This is a genomic window from Mesorhizobium sp. URHB0026 (genome assembly GCF_054059755.1).
Genome location: NZ_JBSSCN010000001.1, coordinates 2,073,492 through 2,093,262, shown reverse-complemented (window position 1 = coordinate 2,093,262; position 19,771 = coordinate 2,073,492). Strand labels below are relative to the sequence as shown.

At 63.5% G+C, this 19,771-nt stretch carries 18 protein-coding genes, 1 tRNA gene and 1 pseudogene; 14 read left to right on the top strand and 6 right to left on the bottom strand.

Annotated elements, in window-relative coordinates; translation table 11 throughout:
* The first annotated feature begins 5 nt into the window (after nt 1-5).
* The 3 genes from ACVWWD_RS10575 to ACVWWD_RS10565 all read left to right on the top strand — a co-directional run bounded on the left by ACVWWD_RS10575 (nt 6) and on the right by ACVWWD_RS10565 (nt 2,135).
* Nucleotides 6-680, top strand: coding sequence for a GntR family transcriptional regulator (locus ACVWWD_RS10575; protein ID WP_023772440.1), 675 nt, complete (start codon nt 6-8; stop codon nt 678-680).
* A 190-nt stretch (nt 681-870) separates the two neighbouring features.
* Nucleotides 871-1,572: a Crp/Fnr family transcriptional regulator gene (locus ACVWWD_RS10570; RefSeq protein ID WP_023772439.1), complete on the top strand. Its 702-nt coding sequence runs from the start codon at nt 871-873 to the stop codon at nt 1,570-1,572.
* A 335-nt stretch (nt 1,573-1,907) separates the two neighbouring features.
* A complete protein-coding gene (locus ACVWWD_RS10565) occupies nt 1,908-2,135 on the top strand; it encodes a hypothetical protein (protein ID WP_352552102.1) in 228 nt (75 codons plus the stop codon).
* A 159-nt stretch (nt 2,136-2,294) separates the two neighbouring features.
* On the opposite strand, the gene ACVWWD_RS10560 is transcribed toward ACVWWD_RS10565, so the two are convergent.
* Nucleotides 2,295-2,370: transfer RNA gene (locus ACVWWD_RS10560), tRNA-Ala, on the bottom strand.
* Between the two features lie 173 nt (nt 2,371-2,543).
* Nucleotides 2,544-2,933, bottom strand: a complete 390-nt coding sequence (locus ACVWWD_RS10555; protein ID WP_023772436.1) for a TIGR02300 family protein — start codon at nt 2,931-2,933, stop codon at nt 2,544-2,546.
* A 206-nt stretch (nt 2,934-3,139) separates the two neighbouring features.
* Here ACVWWD_RS10555 and aroA point away from each other — a divergent pair, with 206 nt between their 5' ends.
* From aroA to ACVWWD_RS10535, 4 genes are all read left to right on the top strand, one after another.
* The gene (gene aroA / locus ACVWWD_RS10550; protein ID WP_457103056.1) at nt 3,140-4,498 is read left to right on the top strand and encodes a 3-phosphoshikimate 1-carboxyvinyltransferase; all 1,359 of its coding nucleotides are present in this window, start codon (nt 3,140-3,142) and stop codon (nt 4,496-4,498) included.
* A gap of 157 nt (nt 4,499-4,655) precedes the next feature.
* The gene (gene cmk, locus ACVWWD_RS10545) at nt 4,656-5,306 is read left to right on the top strand and encodes a (d)CMP kinase (RefSeq protein ID WP_352564287.1); all 651 of its coding nucleotides are present in this window, start codon (nt 4,656-4,658) and stop codon (nt 5,304-5,306) included.
* Nucleotides 5,307-5,511: 205 nt separating this feature from the next.
* Entirely contained in the window at nt 5,512-7,209 is a 1,698-nt protein-coding gene (gene rpsA, locus ACVWWD_RS10540; protein WP_015314259.1) for a 30S ribosomal protein S1, read from the top strand.
* A gap of 132 nt (nt 7,210-7,341) precedes the next feature.
* Complete coding sequence (locus tag ACVWWD_RS10535; RefSeq protein ID WP_352552098.1) at nt 7,342-9,210, top strand: hypothetical protein; 1,869 nt, start codon at nt 7,342-7,344, stop codon at nt 9,208-9,210.
* Here the strand turns inward: ACVWWD_RS10535 and ACVWWD_RS10530 are convergent.
* From ACVWWD_RS10530 to ACVWWD_RS10515, 4 genes and pseudogenes are all read right to left on the bottom strand, one after another.
* Nucleotides 9,195-9,902 (bottom strand): SDR family NAD(P)-dependent oxidoreductase, encoded by a 708-nt coding sequence (locus ACVWWD_RS10530; protein WP_023772432.1) that lies wholly within the window; start codon nt 9,900-9,902, stop codon nt 9,195-9,197. The two genes, ACVWWD_RS10535 and ACVWWD_RS10530, sit on opposite strands and share 16 nt — an antisense overlap.
* 225 nt (nt 9,903-10,127) lie before the next feature.
* A pseudogene (locus ACVWWD_RS10525) lies at nt 10,128-11,709 on the bottom strand (5-guanidino-2-oxopentanoate decarboxylase).
* A gap of 80 nt (nt 11,710-11,789) precedes the next feature.
* The gene (locus ACVWWD_RS10520; protein WP_023772430.1) at nt 11,790-12,461 is read right to left on the bottom strand and encodes a TetR family transcriptional regulator C-terminal domain-containing protein; all 672 of its coding nucleotides are present in this window, start codon (nt 12,459-12,461) and stop codon (nt 11,790-11,792) included.
* Nucleotides 12,431-13,315: a dimethylarginine dimethylaminohydrolase family protein gene (locus ACVWWD_RS10515; RefSeq protein WP_352552093.1), complete on the bottom strand. Its 885-nt coding sequence runs from the start codon at nt 13,313-13,315 to the stop codon at nt 12,431-12,433. Before ACVWWD_RS10515 ends, ACVWWD_RS10520 begins: the two co-directional genes overlap by 31 nt.
* A gap of 214 nt (nt 13,316-13,529) precedes the next feature.
* Here ACVWWD_RS10515 and ACVWWD_RS10510 point away from each other — a divergent pair, with 214 nt between their 5' ends.
* The 7 genes from ACVWWD_RS10510 to ACVWWD_RS10480 all read left to right on the top strand — a co-directional run bounded on the left by ACVWWD_RS10510 (nt 13,530) and on the right by ACVWWD_RS10480 (nt 19,758).
* On the top strand, nt 13,530-14,345 hold the full coding sequence (locus ACVWWD_RS10510; RefSeq protein ID WP_352552092.1) for an ABC transporter ATP-binding protein: 816 nt from the start codon (nt 13,530-13,532) through the stop codon (nt 14,343-14,345).
* 55 nt (nt 14,346-14,400) lie between these two features.
* Nucleotides 14,401-15,198, top strand: a complete 798-nt coding sequence (locus ACVWWD_RS10505) for a transporter substrate-binding domain-containing protein (protein WP_023772428.1) — start codon at nt 14,401-14,403, stop codon at nt 15,196-15,198.
* A 205-nt stretch (nt 15,199-15,403) separates the two neighbouring features.
* Nucleotides 15,404-16,069 (top strand): ABC transporter permease, encoded by a 666-nt coding sequence (locus tag ACVWWD_RS10500; protein ID WP_352552113.1) that lies wholly within the window; start codon nt 15,404-15,406, stop codon nt 16,067-16,069.
* Entirely contained in the window at nt 16,069-16,878 is an 810-nt protein-coding gene (locus ACVWWD_RS10495; protein ID WP_023781698.1) for an ABC transporter permease, read from the top strand. The genes ACVWWD_RS10500 and ACVWWD_RS10495 overlap by 1 nt, the downstream gene beginning before the upstream one ends.
* A 106-nt stretch (nt 16,879-16,984) precedes the next feature.
* Nucleotides 16,985-17,986 carry an Ldh family oxidoreductase gene (locus tag ACVWWD_RS10490; RefSeq protein WP_352552087.1) on the top strand — a complete coding sequence of 334 codons (1,002 nt, stop codon included), beginning with the start codon at nt 16,985-16,987 and terminating at the stop codon, nt 17,984-17,986.
* Between the two features lie 299 nt (nt 17,987-18,285).
* Nucleotides 18,286-18,513 (top strand): hypothetical protein, encoded by a 228-nt coding sequence (locus ACVWWD_RS10485; RefSeq protein WP_457103055.1) that lies wholly within the window; start codon nt 18,286-18,288, stop codon nt 18,511-18,513.
* 267 nt (nt 18,514-18,780) lie between these two features.
* Nucleotides 18,781-19,758 carry a complex I NDUFA9 subunit family protein gene (locus ACVWWD_RS10480; RefSeq protein ID WP_352552083.1) on the top strand — a complete coding sequence of 326 codons (978 nt, stop codon included), beginning with the start codon at nt 18,781-18,783 and terminating at the stop codon, nt 19,756-19,758.
* Nucleotides 19,759-19,771 lie beyond the last annotated feature (13 nt).

The following is a 19,771-nucleotide window of genomic DNA, read 5'->3' as shown; positions in this document are numbered from 1 at the left end:
TTGCCATGGACCTTGACCCGTCGACCCTCAATCGGGCTTTGCCGCTGCGCGATCAGATCTATCAGAAGATCCGCAACCTGATCGTCGTCGGACAGATGAAGCCGGGGGAGGTGATCAATGAGGTGGCCATCGCCGAAGCGCTCGGCGTTTCGCGAACCCCGGTGCGGGAAGCGGTCAAGCGCATCAGCGACGAAGGCCTGGTCAATATCCTGGCGCAGACCGGCACCTATGTCGCGCCGATCAGCCGCGCCGACCTCGAGGAGGCCTACGTCATCCGACGGGCGCTCGAGATGGAGAGCGCTAGGCGCGCGGCCGTCAAGCTCACGCCGGCATCCGCCGAATTGCTGGAGGATAATATGACGGCGCACAAGCTCGCGATCGCGCGCGGCCGATATGCCACCGCGATTCAACTCGACGATGTCTTTCATCGCACCATCGCCGAAATCTGCGGCCTGCCGATGATCTGGCGAGCGGTCGACATCTCCAAGGCGCAGATGGACCGCGGCCGCTATCTGGCCATTCCAAAGCCCGGCTATGGCGAACAGACGATCGAGCAGCACGAAGCCATTCTCGAGGCCCTGAGGCGACACGATGCCGAGGGCGCCGCACAAGCAATGGAACACCACCTCGAGACGTCGTTCCGCAACACGCTCGAAGTCGCCGCGGACCTTCTCGGCTGAAGCCTTCTTCGGCGTCTGGCAGCGCTGCTGCTCCGGGGACGCCTAACCGTCGATGCTCTTGGCTTTCCACACAGGCGCAGTCGTTTGCCAAGCCCGCGTATGGAGCGTAAGGTCTGCCATCGGCCGCCGTTTATCCGGGTGCAGCCGACAGTAAGAGGGTACGTGCTCTTGCCCGTCAGGGAGAAGAGCCATGCCGCAATCCACGCTTCGCAACCATGTCTTGAAAACCCTCACTCCTGAGGATTTTGGGCTTTTATGGCCATCGATGCATCACGTCGAACTGGCCCTCAACGCTCGGCTGGAGGTCGCGTATCAGCCGATCGAGCATGTCTATTTTCCCGAGACGGGCATCGCCTCGGTTGTCGCCGCCATGACCGGAGGGCGGCAAAGCGAAGTCGGCATCATCGGCCGCGACGGCATGACGGGGCTAGCGGTCGTTCTCGGCCAAGACCGATCTCCCAATGAAACCTATATCCAGGTCGCCAGCAACGGCTGGTGCCTGCCGGTTGAACATCTTCGCATTGCGATTGCCGAGAGCCAAACCCTTCGCCCGTCGCTGCTTCGCTACGTCCACGCATTCCTGGTCCAGTCGTCGCGAACGGCGCTGGTCAATGGCCATTCGAAAATCGAGGAACGGCTCGCCCGCTGGTTGCTGATGGTTAACGATCGCGCTGAAGGCGATATCATCTATCTGACGCATGAATTTCTGGCGACCATGCTTGGCTCCAGGCGCCCGGGCGTTACCACCGCCCTCCAAATGCTCGAATATCGGGGGCTGGTTCATGCCAAGCGCGGCGAGATCACGATCGTCGACCGCATCGGAATGATAAAACTCACGGATGGTGCATATGGCGAAGAGGAGCAACATCAGTTCAGCATAGAGGCTGGCTGATCGTCTGGAATCGGACATAGGGTTGAGACCACCAAAGTCCTGCCGTAAACCATGTTGGTCAGGGTTCAGGGAGGAATTCTCGATGACCAACTCTTTTCACTCCATCACGGTTGAAAGAGCTACCGAGGCCTATGTTCTTTCAAGAGGCAAGGCTCGGTTCCTCTCCATTGCGCAGGCAATACGCGCCATCCGAACACTCATGCCCGCATGCAGGGCTACCGACCGCGAGTTGGAGGAGTTGCTGGCGACCCTATCCCTCGTTCACGGCGTACCCGTGGCCTTCGACACAAACTCAGCCGATGGCGTAGCGCCGCAGCTCCATTCGTAGGGCGGAGATGCCTGCGCTCGCGCAGACGCCTACCCTGTCGGACGTTCGCCAAGCGATTGTCCGCTGCCTGATCGACACCGTCGACAGGCCGTGCATTTCGATATCCGAGGTGAGCCACGCAGTGAGGAGAATGTACCCGCTTTGCGAACTCACGGATTGGGAACTTGGCGATCTCATTGCGCGAAGCGCGATCGACGCGGGATTTGCCGTCGAGTTCGGCGCTGATGTTCTGTGATCGTGCAAATCAGGCGTCGCCAATGGTCGAACAGGTCCGAGATGCGCCGCCGAAGCGAATAGACGCCAGCAGAGGCCGGATATGTCACGCTAGATGAAACACATCCACGGTAGAGGGCTTTGAAAGCGAAGCGTTTCCTTGAAAGCCCTGGAAGGCGACTGGTGGAGCCAATCGGGATCGAACCGACGACCTCTTGAATGCCATTCAAGCGCTCTCCCAACTGAGCTATGGCCCCACTCCCGGCAGTCAGCCGGCGCCGTTTCCGGCGAGAGATCGGCGCGGGTTGGAAGACCGCGCCGTTAGTGCAGGCGGCTTCTAACCCCGCCATTCCCAGATATCAAGCCTTCATCGGCGGCTTTTTCTTCACAGGGCGTGAAAGCCGGCAAACGCTTAGGTTAGACGCCTTTGTCAGACCTCGTCGTCGTCGTCGCCGACGCCGATCATGTCGGAAACGTCGTCTTCTTCTTCCTCTTCGTCGGCAAGGAAGGTGTCATCCTCGTCGTCGCCGAGATCGACGTCATCCTCGTCGTCGCCGAGATCGGGAAGATCGTCGCTCTTGGTGTCGTCTTCCGCCTCTTCGAGCGAGACGACCTCGACGCCCTCTTCCTCCTCGGCGTCCACTTCCTTCTCAGCCACTTCCTCTTCCTCCTCGACGGCGGCGATCTTGCCTTCCTCGAAATAGGAGCGCGGATAGGTCTTGCCCGTATAGGGCGAGACGATCGGGTCTTTGTTCAGGTCGTAGAATTTCCGGCCCGTTTCCGGGTCGATGCGTTTTGTGCCAAGTTCGGTTTTTGCCACGGCAAGCCTCGTCGATAAAAGAGTGGTCCCCTTAACCACAGTTTGCAGCGCTGTCAAAGCGAAAAGCCGGCGTCGCAAAACCAAGCACCGAAAGGCCTCGCGCCAAGTGACGAGCATGGGGATGACCATTTCGCCCCGCCGTGATACGAGACCGCCGCAACAAATGAAAAGCGCCGGCATGCCGGCAATCCGTCCAGGGAAATTCCATGTCTCACGCCGCCGCTGCCAAGCCGGCCACCGCCCGCAAGTCACCAGCCCTTTCCGGCACGGCGCATGTGCCGGGCGACAAGTCGATCTCGCACCGTTCCTTCATGTTCGGCGGGCTCGCCTCCGGCGAAACCCGCATCACCGGCCTGCTCGAGGGGGAGGACGTGATGCGCACGGGCGCGGCCATGAAGGCGATGGGCGCGCATATCGAGAAACGCGGCGCCGAGTGGGTGATCCGCGGCACCGGCAACGGCGCGCTGCTGCAGCCAGAAGGTCCGCTCGATTTCGGCAATGCCGGCACCGGCTCCCGGCTGACCATGGGCCTTGTCGGCACCTACGACATGGAGACGACGTTCATCGGCGACGCTTCCTTGTCCGGCCGCCCGATGGGCCGCGTGCTCGAACCGCTGCGCCAGATGGGCGTGCAGGTGCTCAAAGCCACGCCCGGCGACCGCATGCCGATCACCCTGCATGGTCCGAAGCACGCGGCCCCGATCACTTACCGCGTGCCGATGGCCTCGGCGCAGGTGAAGTCGGCGGTGCTGCTGGCAGGGTTGAACACGCCAGGCATCACCACCGTCATCGAGCCTGTCATGACGCGCGACCATACGGAAAAGATGCTCAAGGGCTTTGGCGCCAACCTGTCGGTCGAGACCGACGAGCGCGGCGTGCGCCACATCTTCATCGAAGGCCAGGGCAAGCTGACCGGTCAGACCATCGCCGTGCCTGGCGATCCGTCCTCGGCCGGTTTTCCGCTCGTGGCGGCGCTGATCGTGCCGGGCTCGGACATCACGATCGAAAACGTGCTGATGAACCCGACCCGCACGGGGCTGCTGCTGACGCTGCAGGAAATGGGCGGCCAGATCGACATTCTGAACCCGCGCAATGCCGGTGGCGAGGACGTCGCGGACCTGCGCGTTCGCTACTCCGAGCTGAAAGGCGTCGCCGTGCCGGCCGAGCGGGCGCCCTCGATGATCGACGAATATCCGGTGCTGGCCGTTGCCGCCAGCTTCGCCGAGGGCGAAACGCTGATGCAGGGGCTGGAGGAACTGCGGGTGAAGGAATCCGACCGGCTGTCGGCCGTCGCCAACGGGCTGAAACTCAACGGCGTCGACTGCACCGAGGGCGAAGCTTCGCTCGCCGTGCGCGGCAAGCCTGGTGGCAGGGGATTGGGCGGCCACCCCAATGGCCGGGATACGACGGTGCAGACCCATCTCGACCACCGCATCGCCATGAGCTTTCTGGTGATGGGCCTGGCGACCGAGAAGCCGGTCACCATCGACGATCAAGCGATGATCGCGACGAGCTTTCCGGAGTTCATGGGACTGATGACGGGGCTGGGCGCGGAGATCGGGTGATAGTGGCATTCGCGAACCTTGAGGATTGCAGCCAAACTGCGATGTCGGCGGGACAGCGCCCCCCTCAGTCCTGCTGGACATCTCCCCCACGAGGGGGGCGCGAAGGATCTCGGCGCTCGTCCCATTCATTGAGGCTTTCGATCCCGACGGCCCGCCAATGACCCACCCCTTTACCATCGCCATCGACGGACCGGCCGGCGCAGGCAAAGGCACGCTCGCCCGCCGTCTCGCCGACCACTACCGCCTCAACCTTCTCGACACCGGCCTCACCTATCGCGCCGTCGCCCATGCCTTGCTGCGGCTGGGCCTGCCGCTCGACAATGTCTCGGCGGCGGAAACCGCCGCCCGCCAGGTCGACCTGGCAAAGCTCGACCGCGCGGTGCTGTCGGCGCATGCGGTTGGCGAGGCCGCATCGAAGGTCGCGGTTTTTCCGACCGTGCGGCGCATCCTGGTCGAAAAGCAGCGCGACTTCGCCAGGACGCCGCCGGGCGCGGTGCTCGATGGCCGCGACATCGGCACCGTCGTCTGCCCTGACGCCGACATAAAGCTCTATGTAACGGCGAGCGCGGAAGTGCGCGCACAGCGCCGGCTGGCTGAGATCGAAAGCATCGGCGGCACCGCCGATTTCGCCGAAATCCTTGCCGATATCGTGCGCCGCGACGAGCGCGACATGGGTCGGGCCGACTCGCCGCTGAAGCCGGCCACCGACGCGCACTTGCTTGATACCAGCGAAATGGCTATAGAAGCCGCGTTTCTCGCGGCCATGTCCGTCATCGACGACGTGCTGGCCAAGAGAAACAAAGCCTGATCCGGGTTTCATGCTGCTTCCGGTTGCCGGAGGCGAAGAAAATACCCATATCGGGTACGAACCAGCCTGCCAGCATTCTTCATGCGCCGGAATTGCCGCTTAAAAGCGGCCTAGGGCTTTTGCAGCCCGGAACGCCGGCAGGCCAACGCAACGCTAACCCACGGCGCCCGCCCCGCGAAAAATGCGGGGTACTCCAGGAGAAACAATGTCTGCTGCAAATCCCACTCGCGATGATTTCGCGAGCCTGCTCGAAGAATCATTTACCACCGGTCATTCCGGCGAAGGCCAAGTCGTCAAGGGCACGATTCTGGCGATCGAAAAAGACATGGCTATCATCGATGTCGGCCTCAAGGTCGAAGGCCGTGTGCCGCTGAAGGAATTCGGCGTCAAGGGCAAGGACTCGACTCTCAAGGTCGGCGATACGGTCGAAGTCATGGTCGAGCGCATCGAAAATGCGCTGGGCGAGGCCGTGCTGTCGCGCGATAAGGCACGCCGCGAGGAGAGCTGGGTCAAGCTCGAAGAGAAGTTCACCAAGGGTGAGCGCGTCGAAGGCGTCATCTTCAACCAGGTCAAGGGCGGCTTCACCGTCGACCTCGACGGCGCCGTGGCCTTCCTGCCGCGCAGCCAGGTCGATATTCGCCCCATCCGCGACGTTTCCCCGCTGATGCACAACCCGCAGCCCTTCGAGATCCTCAAGATGGATCGCCGCCGCGGCAACATCGTCGTGTCGCGCCGTACCGTGCTGGAGGAGAGTCGCGCCGAACAGCGTTCTGAAATCGTGCAGAACCTTGAGGAAGGCCAGGTTGTCGAAGGCGTCGTCAAGAACATCACCGATTACGGTGCGTTCGTCGACCTCGGCGGCATCGACGGCCTGCTGCATGTCACCGATATGGCATGGCGCCGCGTCAACCATCCGACCGAAATCCTCAACATCGGTCAGACGGTCAAGGTGCAGATCATCCGCATCAACCAGGAAACCCACCGCATCTCGCTCGGCATGAAGCAGCTCGAGAGCGATCCGTGGTCCGAGATCGGCACCAAGTTCCCGATCGGCAAGAAGATCAAGGGCACCGTCACCAACATCACCGACTACGGCGCGTTCGTCGAGCTGGAGCCGGGCATCGAAGGCCTCATCCACGTTTCGGAAATGTCGTGGACCAAGAAGAACGTGCATCCCGGCAAGATCCTGTCGACCACGCAGGAAGTCGACGTGGTGGTGCTCGAAGTCGATCCGGCCAAGCGCCGCATCTCGCTCGGCCTCAAGCAGACGCTCGAGAATCCGTGGCAGGCGTTCGCCTCGAGCCATCCGGTCGGCAGCCAGGTCGAGGGCGAGGTCAAGAACAAGACCGAGTTCGGCCTGTTCATCGGCCTCGAAGGCGACGTGGACGGCATGGTGCACCTCTCCGACCTCGACTGGACCCGTCCGGGCGAGCAGGTCATCGAAGAGTACAATCGCGGCGACATGGTCAAGGCGCAGGTGCTCGACGTCGACATCGACAAGGAGCGCATCTCGCTCGGCATCAAGCAATTGGCCAAGGACACGGTCGGCGAAGCCGCGACGTCAGGCGAACTGCGCAAGAACGCCGTCGTTACCTGCGAAGTCATCGGCGTCAAGGATGGCGGTCTGGAAGTGCGGCTGGTCGACAGCGGCATCGAGACCTTCATCAAGCGCTCCGACCTCAGCCGAGATCGCGACGAGCAGCGGCCCGAGCGCTTCACCGTCGGCCAGAAGGTCGACGCCCGCGTCATCGCCTTCGACAAGAAGACCCGCAAGCTGCAGGTCTCGATCAAGGCGCTGGAAATCGCCGAAGAGAAGGAAGCCGTCGCACAGTACGGCTCGACCGACTCCGGCGCTTCGTTGGGCGACATCCTGGGCGCCGCGCTGAAGAAGCAGGGCAACTAAGGATTAACCGCTTGCCGCACGATTTAGTGCGGCCTTGAACAAAGGCCCCGCCCGGAGCGATCCGGCGGGGCTTTTCTTTACGGCAAGATAAACTTCCTCGCGTATTTGGCAGTCGTCCCGGGGAAGCCTTCGATGAGCAAAGACGACGACAGGGCCGCAGCGCAATCTTCGTGGCTGCCGCGTCTCTATACGAGCGCACCGGCCCTTTTCTGCTTCTGCGGCATGGTGACGGTGATGATCGTCCTCTGGTCCCTGGGCTTCCGGCTCAATACCGATGCGGACGACCTTCTCAAAATACACGAGATCCGCACCTTGCTCGAGACCGGGAATATATTCGACCGGACAATGCCCGGCATTGCCCAGCCCGAACCCTACATCTCGCACTGGCCATGGATCGTGGATCTGCCCTATGCCGCCTTTGCGTGGTTGCTCGCGCCGTTTGCCGGCTTCGAGCCGGCGCTGATGGCGGCAAGCTTTGTCGTGCCGCTGCTCCTGTTTGTACCCGCGCTCTACTTCTACAACCGGCTGATTGTCGCGATGGGCTTTGCCTATCCGGCCATTGCATTGCCGTTGGCCTTGATCTTCGCCGCGCGCACCTTCTTCGAATACGCGCCGGGGCGGATCGACTATCACAATCTGCAGATATTGCTTCTGCTTGCCGCCCTGGTCCTGTTGCTGTCGCGGAACCGCCTTTCGCCCCTCGTCAACGGCTTGCTGACCGCCCTGGCAATCGCGATCAGCGCCGAGTTCGCACCGTTCTTTGCGCTCGTGATGGCCGTCTACGCCTTCGACTGGATCGCCGGCCGCGACGAGAGTGCAACAGGGATCACCAGCTTTGGATTGGCCCTGGCGATCGGCGCGATCGGCCTGTTCGCCGCCACCGTCGCGCCCTCGGCCTATGCCGCGATCAAATGCGATACCTATTCCGCGCCGCATGGACTGGGGCTGACCGCCGCCGGGCTCTCGTTCGCCGTCGTACCTCGGCTTGTTGGCACGCGTGGCGGCTGGGCAATGCGGACAGCGCTTCTGCTGGCGTTCGCCGCTATCAGCGTGGTGGCGCTGGTAAAACTGTTTCCGCAATGCCTGGGCGGCCCTTACGCGTCGATGGACGCCTATGTCCGCGACAACATGCTGAACAGAATTCTTCAGGAGATGAGCCTGTTCCGGCGTTCCGATTTCGTGCTGTCGTCCGGCTTTCCCAGCATGTTGCTGCTGTTCGTCGGCGCGCTTGCGCCGGTCGTCATCTGCACCGGGTCGCATGGCCGCAGCCGGCCTCTGGTCATACTGGCCCTGTTTTCGCTGCTCGGATTGGTGTTGGCGATCGACTATCTCCGCTACTTCCGCTATCTCCCGATTTTCTCCGGCATCGGCCTTATCTTCGTGCTGGAGAGCCTCCTGCCGCACGGTTCGGGGCTGCGGCGCTATTTGAAATCTCCCGTGCCGGCGCCATCGCGCAAATACGCGCTGATCCTGCCCGGCCTGGTTTTGTCCGCGGCCATCGCGTTGTACCACCTGGCGGTCGGACCCTCCCAGGCGGCTATACCCGCCGCCGAATTCGCGGACAGTTGCGACCTCGATCATTTCGGAGTGCAACGGGGTTGGCCGCCGGGCGCCATCGTCTTTTCGCCACCGCTCATCGGATCGCATTTCGTCGCGCTGGCCGAGGGCCCCAAGGTGGTGACGATCCCCAACCACCCTTCGGCCATGGGCATCGAACGGAGCTACCGCTTTCTCGACCCCATGACCGCCGACCCGCGTGCGATTCTCGACGCGTCGAAGGCGACACATGTCGCGATCTGCGCCTGGCGAGGCGCGCCCTCGCCAAGTCTTGAAGCCGCCTACCCGTTCGCGGCGGCCCTGATGGAAGGCAAGCCGCCGGCTTGGTTGAGGGAGTGTCCCACGGACGCTTCATCGCCGCTGCGTATCTACAGCTACCGCAATGCCGATGGATCCGACGCGGGCTGCCCGGCGTCGACGCTCTCCGCTCAGGCCCTGCCGTAGAGCGGCACCAGCGTTCCGCTCATTGCCTGATTGGCCGGCGAGGCAAGATAGGCGATGGCTTCGGCCGCGGCTTCGAGGCTGACCCATCTGGTGAAATCGGCATCCGGCATGTCGGCGCGGTTCGCCGGCGTGTCGAGCGTCGATGGGGCCACCGCGTTGACCAGGATGCCCTGGGCCTTCAATTCTTCCGCCATCGCGACCGTCATGGCCGCGACCGCCGCCTTGCTGGCCGTATAGGCGACCATGCCGGCGCCGCGGCGCGGGTCGAGCCCGGCGCGTGCCGTGACATTGACGATGCGGCCGGCAGTATCCGACGCCAGCATCGAGCGGATGGCGGCGCGGCTGCACAGGAAGGCGGTGCGGGCGTTGGTGTCCATCATCTCGGCAAAGGACGCCGATTCGATCTTCTCCACCGGCGCCATGGCAAAGCCGCCGGCCAGATGGATCGATCCCCACAAGGCAGGAACCTGGCTGTAGAATGCCTCGACCTTGGCGGGGTCCGAGAGATCGACATTGTGCGCCAATTTGACATTGTCGTGCGTGGTGAAGGGGAAGTGCTGAGGTGCCGCGGCATGCGCGTTCGGCACGTGGCAGATCGCGCCCTGCTCCAGCAGTCTGCCGACCACCGCCCCACCGAGCGCGCCGGTTCCGCCGGTCACAACGATGTGCCTGCCTTCAAGTGTTTCCGTCATCCTTGACCGCTCCTGTCATTTTTATGACTTTTGTCGTGGTTTGCCGCGCCGACGCGAAGCGTCGCCCCTTTCCGTCGATCACTCAACCGATATCTCGACATGGCAGCCGTCACGTCTTTGCATGCGTCAGGACGTCGCCGAATAACGAAGCCGCCCGGAAGCGGCTCAACTCTTGAAAACCAAGCCGGCGAATGGTCCGCTTCCAGTTGGGAAGGACGGCCGGTTTCAGACGACCGTGACTTCGATGACGCGCGGCAGCCCCGTTGCCGAGGCGTGCTTGAGCGCCCGTGGCAAGGCGTCGATGTCGGCCAGCCTTTCGGCGCCAATGCCATAGGCTTCGGCCAGCTTGCAGAAATCCGGCGGCGCCGGGGATACGCCGACAGGTTCCACGCCGACATCGAGCATCGAGGTCTCGATCTCGCGATAGCCTCTGTTGTTCCAGACCACGAAGGTGACGGGCGCTCCAGAATCGAGCGCCACCGCTATCTCCGGCAAGGTGAACTGGAAGCCCCCGTCGCCGGTGAGGCAGACAACCGGGGCATCGGGCACGGCAAGTGCCGCGCCGATCGCCGCCGGCGGACCGTAGCCAAGCGCGCCGAAGCCGGTCGCGGCATTGAACCAGCCGCCGGGCCGGTCGTGGTCGTAATAGAGGTTGGCGGCGTAAATCGGCTGGGTCGAGTCGCCAACGATGATGGCGCCGGGCAAAGCGTCGCGGATCATTTCCACGGCACGCACCTGCGCCGCATAGGCCGGGCTCAACTCGGCAAAAGCGGCCTTTCTCGCCGCCGCGGCGCGGCCATGGCCATCTTCGCCAGCACCGTGGGCGGGATCGATCGCCGCAAGCAGCGCCTCGATCGCCTCGGCGCAATCGGCCTCGATGGCGACCGTCAACGGACGCCGCGCAAGCTGGTCGGCGCCGATGTCGATACGGATCAGGTTCGAAGGCAGTATGAAGCCGCCGTCGCCATAGCCGTCATAGTCGGTCGGGCCGAATTCGGTACCGGCGGCGATCACTAGATCGGCCCCGGCCATCAGCGCGCGAACCGCCTTGAGGCTCGGGCTTGCCGGCACGCAAAGCGGATGGCCATGCATGAGACCGCGTGCGTTGGTGGTCTCGACGACCGGCGCGCCCAGCCTTTCGGCAAGGCGCCGCAGCGCCGCATCAGCTTTCTTGGCGCCACCGCCTGCAAGGATGAGCGGGCGGCGCGAGGCGGCGATGAGTTCGGCAGCCCTGGCAATGGCGGCGCTGTCTGGCGCCGGCGGCGCGGCATTGCTCAACGCGGCCGACAATCCGTCCGCCGGCTTGACCATGATGTCGGTCGGGATCTCGATATGCACAGGGCCGGGCCTAGATGAGGAAGAACAGGGCGAAAGCCCGCGCCAGCGCATCGGGCAATTCGCTGGCCCCGGTCACGCGTAACGACAACAGTGCTACCTTCTCCATCATGCCGCGCTGATCGGGCAGTTCATGCAGGAAGCCGAGCCCCTTGCCGAGCGTGTCGGTGGCGTTGACGCCGGAGATCACCAGCATCGGCACCGAATCGGCGCGTGCCTGGCCCATGGCGGTGATGGTGTTGGTCAGCCCCGGCCCGGTGATGACGAAGGCGACTCCCGGCCTGCCGCCGGCGCGCGCATAGCCGTCGGCCATGAACCCGGCGCCCTGTTCGTGGCGCGGCGTAATGTGGCGTATCTTCGAGCGCGCAAGGCCGCGATAGAGTTCGACCGTGTGAACGCCGGGAATGCCGAACACGGTGTCGACGCCATGCGCCTCGAGCAGCGAAATGAGCGCTTCGCCCACAGTGGTCATTGGTTTTCTCCCCTATCTCTTTGTTTCTACGCATTTCCCAAGGGGAAAGCGCTGCGCGCTTTTCACGGGAAAACCGCTTTTCACTTTTCCAGGAATTGCTCCAGCGGCGCGAGGCCGAGCTCCGACTCGACAGCCTTGATGCCGATCGCCGCCAATTCGCCGGGCGAGAACATCTCGCCGGCCAGGCAGCCTTCGATCCAGAGTCCGTCGATGATCGCATTGATGGCGATGGCATGGTGGCGCAACTGGGTTGCGTCCGGCTTGTGCTGTTCGGCGGCGAGCACGTCGGCCACAACTGCTTCCACTTCGTTGCGAAAGCCAAGGTAGCCTTCGCGGTGGGCACGGGCCAGGGCAGGATCCGCACTGGCGCGGCCGATGAAGGTTGCCCACAGCGAAAACACCCGCGCGTCGATGATCGGCGCATTGAGATTGGCGGTGATGAAAGCCGCGAGGCGCTGGCGCGGCGAGGCATCATCCATGACCAATGCCGCCTTCGCCTGCTCGGTCATGCGGTCGACCAGCGCCGTATAGGCTTCCTGCAGCAATTCTTCCTTACCCGGGAAATAATGCCGGATCAGCCCGGCGGTGACGCCGGCACGCAATGCGATGGTGCGCAGGCTGGCGCCTTGCAGGCCATATTCCGCCACGCTGTCCAGAGTCGCTTCGATCAGATCCTGCCGCCGCCGCTCCTCGCCCTCGCGACGGAACTTACGGCGCTCATTCATTGGCGCAGGATCGGTCGCGTCAGGCATGTCGGCCCGCCTTCGCAGGCGATGCAGAGCGCGTCCGCCTCGAAGATTTCAACCGTGCATCCGGCGGCTTCCATGGCGGCCTTGGTCCTGGGAAAGCCCGCGACGGCAATGACCTTGAGCGGGCTGGTCGGCAGTACGTTAAGGCTGAGGCCGTTGGAAGCCGCGAACTCCTCGGCGTCGCCTTCGACCAGCCGGATGCCGCGCGCCTTCAGCGTCTGATAGAAAGGGGCCGGCAAAAGCGGCGAATAGACCAGCGCCAGGTCGTCGGCCAGCGGGCTGATCACCGACATCAGATGCAGGCACGCCTCTTCGCCCTGCCACAGCGGCAGATCAAAGCCGTAGACGGAAATCCCCAGCGGCGACAGCAAGTTGGAAACCTGCTGGATGCCGTCCTGGTTGGAACGGACACCGCGCCCGATCGCCAGCGTGCGGGCATCCACCCATACACAGTCGCCGCCTTCGACCTGGCCAGAAGCCTCGACGCGGCCAAGGATCGGAATGCCCAATCTTCTGTAGGTTTCTTCATGCAGCGAAGGCTCCCTGGCGCGCAGCGGCTTGCCCATGGACTTGCCCATGGACAGGATCAGCGCACCGCGGTCGGTCATCAGCGAAGGGTCGTGCGTGAAAACCGAATCCGAGAGTCCGTCGGCCTTGTCCTCGATCCATTCGATCTCGGCGCCGGATGCCGCCACCAGTTCAGCAAGGACTGCGTGCTGCGAGGCCGCTTTCGCCGCGTTGAATCCCGGACCATAGTGCCAGGCAGCCCGGTCGGCGTCGCGCATGGCGTTGGCGGCCGACCGCATCAGCACGCGCCGTAGCGGCGCCGCCATGGACTGGGATCCGAAAGCGCTCATCGATGCCCTTTTTTAAGCTGAAAAAAACCGAGAAAATTTCATGAGAGGTTATTTATACACTTGCACAACAAGGCCGCAAGTGCCGTAATGAGCGGGATTGACGGGCTCGCTCTGTTGGGTCCATGCTTGAGGTCTGGAGCGAGGCAGTACAGCGTATGTTGATTAGCCGGATAGACGTTCGACGAACCGCCGGCCGCGATATGGAGGTCATTTGGTGAGCGCTGTGGCAGCTGCCAAAGTCCCATGCGGCGAGGCGCAGGACGGCGCCGCAGAAGCCATCCATGTCGAGAACCTGCACAAGAAATTCGGTCAACTGCATGTGCTGAAGGGCGTATCGCTGTCGGCGCGCGACGGCGAGGTCATCGCCATCATCGGCGGCTCGGGCTCAGGCAAATCGACGCTGCTGCGCTGCATCAACTGCCTGGAAAACCCGACCAGCGGCATCATCCGGGTCAATGGCGAGCAGATCAAGCTCAAGGCGGACAGCCATGGCCATACCATTCCGGCCGACCGCAGGCAGATCGAACGCATCCGCTCCAAGCTCGGCATGGTGTTCCAGAACTTCAACCTGTGGAGCCATATGACGCTGATCGAAAACGTCATCGAGGTTCCCGTTCATGTGCTGGGCGTCAAGCGCGACCAGGCTATCGCCCAGGCCGAAAAACTGCTGGTGCGCGTCGGGCTGGCCGAGAAGCGCGACGTCTATCCGGCCTATCTCTCCGGCGGCCAGCAGCAGCGCGCCGCGATTGCTCGCGCCTTGGCCATCAATCCGCGCGTCATGCTGTTCGACGAACCGACCTCGGCGCTCGATCCCGAACTGGTCGGCGAAGTGCTGAAGGTGATCGGCGATCTGGCCCGTGAAGGCCGCACCATGGTGCTCGTCACCCACGAAATGAAATTCGCCCGCGAGGTCGCGACCCATGTCGTCTACCTCTACAACGGGTTGGTCGAGGAGGAAGGCCCGCCGGAGCAGATCTTCGGCGCGCCCAAGTCCGAAAGGCTAAAGCAGTTCATCCGCAACATCGGCTAGGGACAGGCCGGGACGGAAGAAAACCGGGAACCAACAACAAACTGGGAGTTCTGAAATGAAGACTGTTCTGAAGACATTCGCCGCGGCGCTGCTGCTCGGCGTCGCAGCCATGGGCGTGGCCAAGGCCGATCCGGTCAAGATCGGCGTCGCCGCCGAACCCTACGCGCCTTTCACCTCGCCCGATGCTTCGGGCAAATGGGTCGGCTGGGAGATCGACTTCATCGACGCCGTGTGCGCCGAAGAGAAGCTCGACTGCGTCATCACCCCTGTCGCTTGGGACGGCATCATCCCGGCACTGACCACCAAGAAGATCGACCTCATCGTCTCGTCGATGTCGATCACCGCCGAACGCAAGAAGACCATCGACTTCTCCGACAAGTACTACAACACCCCGACCGCGATCATCGGCCCCAAGGACCAGAAGTTCGGCGCCACGCCCGACGATCTCAAGGGCAAGGTCGTCGGCGTCCAGGTGTCGACGGTGCATGCCGTCTACGCCAAGAAGCATTTCGGCCCCACCGCATCCGAGATCAAGGAATACCAGACGCAGGACGAAGCCAACAACGACCTCGCCGCGGGCCGCCTCGACGCGGTGCAGGCCGATTCCATCGCGCTCAAGGAGTTCCTCAAGACCGACCAGGGTAAGGCCTGCTGCGACCTCAAGGGCATGGTTGCCCCTGACGACGAAGTGCTCGGACCGGGCGTCGGCGCCGGCGTGCGCAAGGAAGACACCGATCTGAAAGAGAAGATCAACGCCGGCATCAAGGCGATCCGCGCCAACGGCAAATATGACGAGATCTCGAAGAAATACTTCGATTTCGACATTTACGGCGGCGCCACGCAGTCGAACTGACGACCCTCGCATCGGCTGGAGGACGGGGGGCTGACGCCCTCGTCCTCCAGCCGGCCTGTCCACGCATGCTTGCCGCCGGCTGCTGGTGCCGGCGGACAGAGCCAGCAATCCGGGGGCGAAGCTGATCGAATCCTTTCTTCCGGCTTCCGCGGCCGGCATCGTCGAACTGCTCTCGCCGGCTCCCGTCGGCTGGGGCGGGACGCTCTTGCTCGGGCTCCTGCATTCACTCGAGATCGCCGTCGGCGCGACCATCGTCGGCCTGCTGATTGGAACCTGCGGTGCCTATGGCAAGCTTTACGGCGGACCCGTGGTTCGAGACCTGTTCGCGGTCTACACCACCGTGGTGCGCGCCGTGCCGGAACTGGTGCTGATCCTGCTGCTCTACTATGCCGGCACCGACCTGATAAACCAGGTGCTGACCGCGATGGGTTACCAGCGTGTCGACATCAGCGGGCTGGTGGCCGGCATCGCCGTGCTCGGCTTCGTCCAGGGCGCCTATTCGACGGAAGTCATCCGCGGCGCGATCCTCGCCATCCCGCAGGGCCAGATCGAAGCCGCCCGCGCCTTCGGCATGTCTCCCGGCCTTCTGTTGCGGCGCATCACGCTGCCGGCGATGCTGCCTTTCGCCATTCCGGGCCTCGCCAATCTGTGGTTGATCGCCACCAAGGACACCGCGCTGCTTGCCGTCGTCGGCTTCTTCGAATTGACGCTGGCGACACGACAGGCGGCGGGCGTCACCAAGGCCTATCTGGTCTTCTTCCTCGCCGCCGGCGTGCTCTATCTCTGCGTGACACTGGTTTCGAACCTCCTGCTTGGCCGCGCCGAGAAATGGGCGCGGCGCGGCATGCCTTCCCTCAAGGAGGCACGCTGATGACCAGCGAAACCGTCATCATCGACACGGCGGCGCGCGCTTCGCTCTGGCTGCAGCCGCATCGCATCGTGCTGATCCTGATCGCGCTTGGGCTGGTGGCGTCGGCCGCCTTCTTCATGCGCTGGGACTGGCTGCCGCAATATTGGGAAATGGGCCTGACGGGGATCTGGCGTGCCCTGTGGATCCTGGCCGTCACCTGTACGCTCGGCTTCATGATCGCCGTGCCCGTCGGGCTGGCGCAGGCGGCCGGCTCGATCTGGGTCGCGGCGCCCGCGAAAGTCTTCTGCACCATCATCCGCGGCACGCCGCTGCTTCTGCAGCTATGGCTGCTCTATTACGGGCTGGGCTCGCTGTTCCCGCAATATCCATGGATCCGCGAATCCTGGATGTGGCCTTATCTCAGGCAGGCCTGGCCATATGGCGTGCTGGCGCTGACCTTGTCCTTCGCCGGCTACGAGGGCGAAGTGATGCGCGGCGCCTTTGCCGGCGTGCCCAAGGGGCAGTTGGAAGCCGCCCGCGCCTTCGGCATGAGCCGCTGGAAGATCTTCCGCCGCATCTGGCTGCCGCAAGCCTTCTACCGGGCGCTGCCGACACTGACCGGCGAGACCGTGCTGCAGCTGAAATCGACGCCGCTGGTGGCGACCATCAGCGTGATAGACATCTTCGCCGTCTCGTCCAAGGTGCGGCAGGACACCTATCTCACCTACGAGCCCTTGCTGCTCCTGGCGTTGATCTATATGGCGATCACCGGCATTCTGGTCTTCGCCTTCAGCCGGATCGAGGCACGAATCCCGGTCAAGATCGGTTAGGTTCTAGTGAGTGGTGAGTAGGGATTGGTGAGTAGGAAGTGGCTGCCGCGCACTCCACAACTCACCACTCACTAACCCCTACTCACTCCTACTAAGGGCAATCGCCATGCAACTCAGTCTCGACCAGGCAAAAGGGCTGTGCCGGATGGCGGCACTTGGCGCCGGCGCCAACGAGGAGGCGGCGCAATCGCTCACCGCCTCGATCATCGCGGCCGAGGCAGAGGGACTTGCAGCGGTCGGGCTCACGCATTTCATCGACTATCTCGAAGCGCTCGAGGCCGGGCGCATCGACGGCAATGCCGATCCAGTGATCACCCGGCCGGCGTTGGCCATCTATCTCTCGGATGCGCGCGGCGGGCTGGCGCATACCGGCTTCGACCGCACCATCGACGACCTCGCCAAGGCGGCAAGACTGTTCGGCGTCGCCATCTTCTCGCAGAAGAACGCCTACACCTGCGGGGCGCTCGGCTACTTCACCGGCCGGCTGGCCGCGCAGGGGCTGGTGTCCTTCGCCGCCACCAATGGTCCGGCTGTCCTGGCCGGCTCAGGCTCGGTCAAGCCGGTCTACTGCACCAATCCGATGTCGTTCGCCGCCCCCGCCGCCGACGGCGCGCCGCTGGTCATCGACCAGTCGTCGAGCGCCACCGCCTTCGTCAACATCCGCAAGGCCGCCGAGGACGGCAAGAAGATCCCCGAAGGCTGGGCGCTGGACGCCAGCGGCAACCCAACCACAGATCCGGCGGCGGCCATGAAGGGCGCCATGCTCGCCTTCGGCGGCCAGCGCGGCGCCAACATCGCGCTGATGGTCGAAGTGCTGGCGGCCGGCCTGTCGGGCGCCAACTGGTCACTCGACGCGCCATGGTTCAGCGGCGGCCCGGACAACCCCGGGACCGGCCTGTTCGTGCTTGCCGTCGAGCCCAAGCTGCTCGACCCGGGTTTCGAGCAGCGCATGAAAGACCAGCTCGACCGGCTGCGGCGCCGCTTCGGCGTTCATGTGCCCGGCCGCGGCCGCGCCGAAGCGGCCGAAAAGGCTCAGGCGCGCGGAATCACCGCGCCCAAGGAAGTGATCCAGCGAATCTCCGAATTCGCCGAACGCTACTCGGCCTGATTATTTTCCTTTCTTTTCAGTTAGTTACTTGGCCGGCCCCCGCCTGAAGCGCGGTTGTGCGCGTTCTTTTCGCGTGCGTTCTGAACCTTTTTGAGCGCCCGGGCGACCAACGTTTGTCCAGGGCAAGATGAGCTTGCCCGATCCAGACCGGGGAACAGCAAAATCAAATCGAAAGTCTGCTCCGCGTGAAAGGCATGCCCCTTCGCGTCCCGGAAAACCCAACCTCAAGTCAAAGGAAATTGTCATGACCAACACCAAGACCACCATGCTGACCGCCCGTCCTCCTGCTCGGTTCCTTCATGGGCGCCACGCAGGCGGCCAATTTGAAAGTCGCACCGGTCAAGCCCGCCAATCCGGGCGTCATTACCGCGCCGAGCGGCGGCGCCACCGAGGACCACTACTGCAAGAACGGCCATGCGAAATTCGCCAACTGCAGCGCCGATTTCGTCGCCGCCTGCAAGAAGGTTGGTGGCACCATGTCGGATGTTCAGGGCTGGGGTGGGCGTACTTGCTTCACGCCCTCCTGATACCGTCTCAGGTCAGGCCGCTCGTCGGCCCCTGACACCTCATGATGTCATCCGGGAAACCCCGCTTCGGCGGGGTTTTCTGCGTTTGTCGCTCGCTGGGCCGAGACATGATCGATGCACTTGTCGCAGGAATACCGCGTCATACTTTTTCTTGGATTCGCGCGCAAAACAAGGATGACGCGACGACGCGTCACCCTTTGCCTTTGGCGCAAAACGGACTATGAAACGGCTCAGCCAAGCCATCTGGAACGCGCGCCGGAGCCCGCCATGACCGAAATCCTGCAGACCCCAAAGCTCGTCGTCGTCTTTGGCGGGTCCGGCTTTGTCGGCCGTCATGTCGTGCGGGCTTTGGCCAAGCGCGGTTATCGCATCAGGGTCGCCTGCCGGCGGCCCGATCTTGCCGGCCATTTGCAGCCGCTCGGCAATGTCGGCCAGATCCAGCCGGTGCAGGCCAATGTGCGCGTGCGCTGGTCGGTCGACCGTGCCGTGCAAGGTGCCGACCATGTCGTCAATCTCGTCGCCGTCCTGCATGAGAGCGGCCGGCAGAAATTCTCCGCCGTGCACGAATTCGGTGCTCGCGCCATCGCCGAGGCGGCGCGCTCCGTCGGCGCCGGGCTCACCCATATTTCAGCGCTCGGCGCCGATCCGGATTCCGAATCGGATTATGCGCGCACCAAGGCGCTCGGTGAAAAGGCCGTGCTGGAGACGATCGCCGATGCCGTGATCTTGCGGCCGTCGATCAATTTCGGGCCGGAGGACAGCTTCTTCAACCGGTTCGCCAATATGGCGCGTTATTCGCCGGTGCTGCCGCTGATCGGCGGGGGCCACACCAAGTTCCAGCCGGTCTATGTCGGTGACGTGGCGGAGGCTGTCGCGCGTTCGGTCGACGGCAAGATCGATCGCGGCCAGGTTTACGAGCTCGGCGGCCCCAACGTGCTCACTTTCAAGGAGTGCATGCAGGAACTGCTCACCGTCATCGAGCGCAAGCGCCTGCTGGTGCCGGTGCCGTGGTGGGTGGCAAACATCCAGGCCTCGATCCTCGGCCTGTTGCCCAATCCGCTGCTGACCAAGGACCAGGTGCTGCAGTTGAGCGAGCACAACATTGTTTCAGAGGATGCCACCAAGGCCAACCGGACACTGGCGGGGCTCGGCATCCAGCCGCAGTCGATCGCGACGATCCTGCCGAGCTACCTCTGGCGCTTCCGCGCCGCCGGCCAGTTCCAGCAGCGTAAGCCCGCGGTATAATCTCCAGACGCGT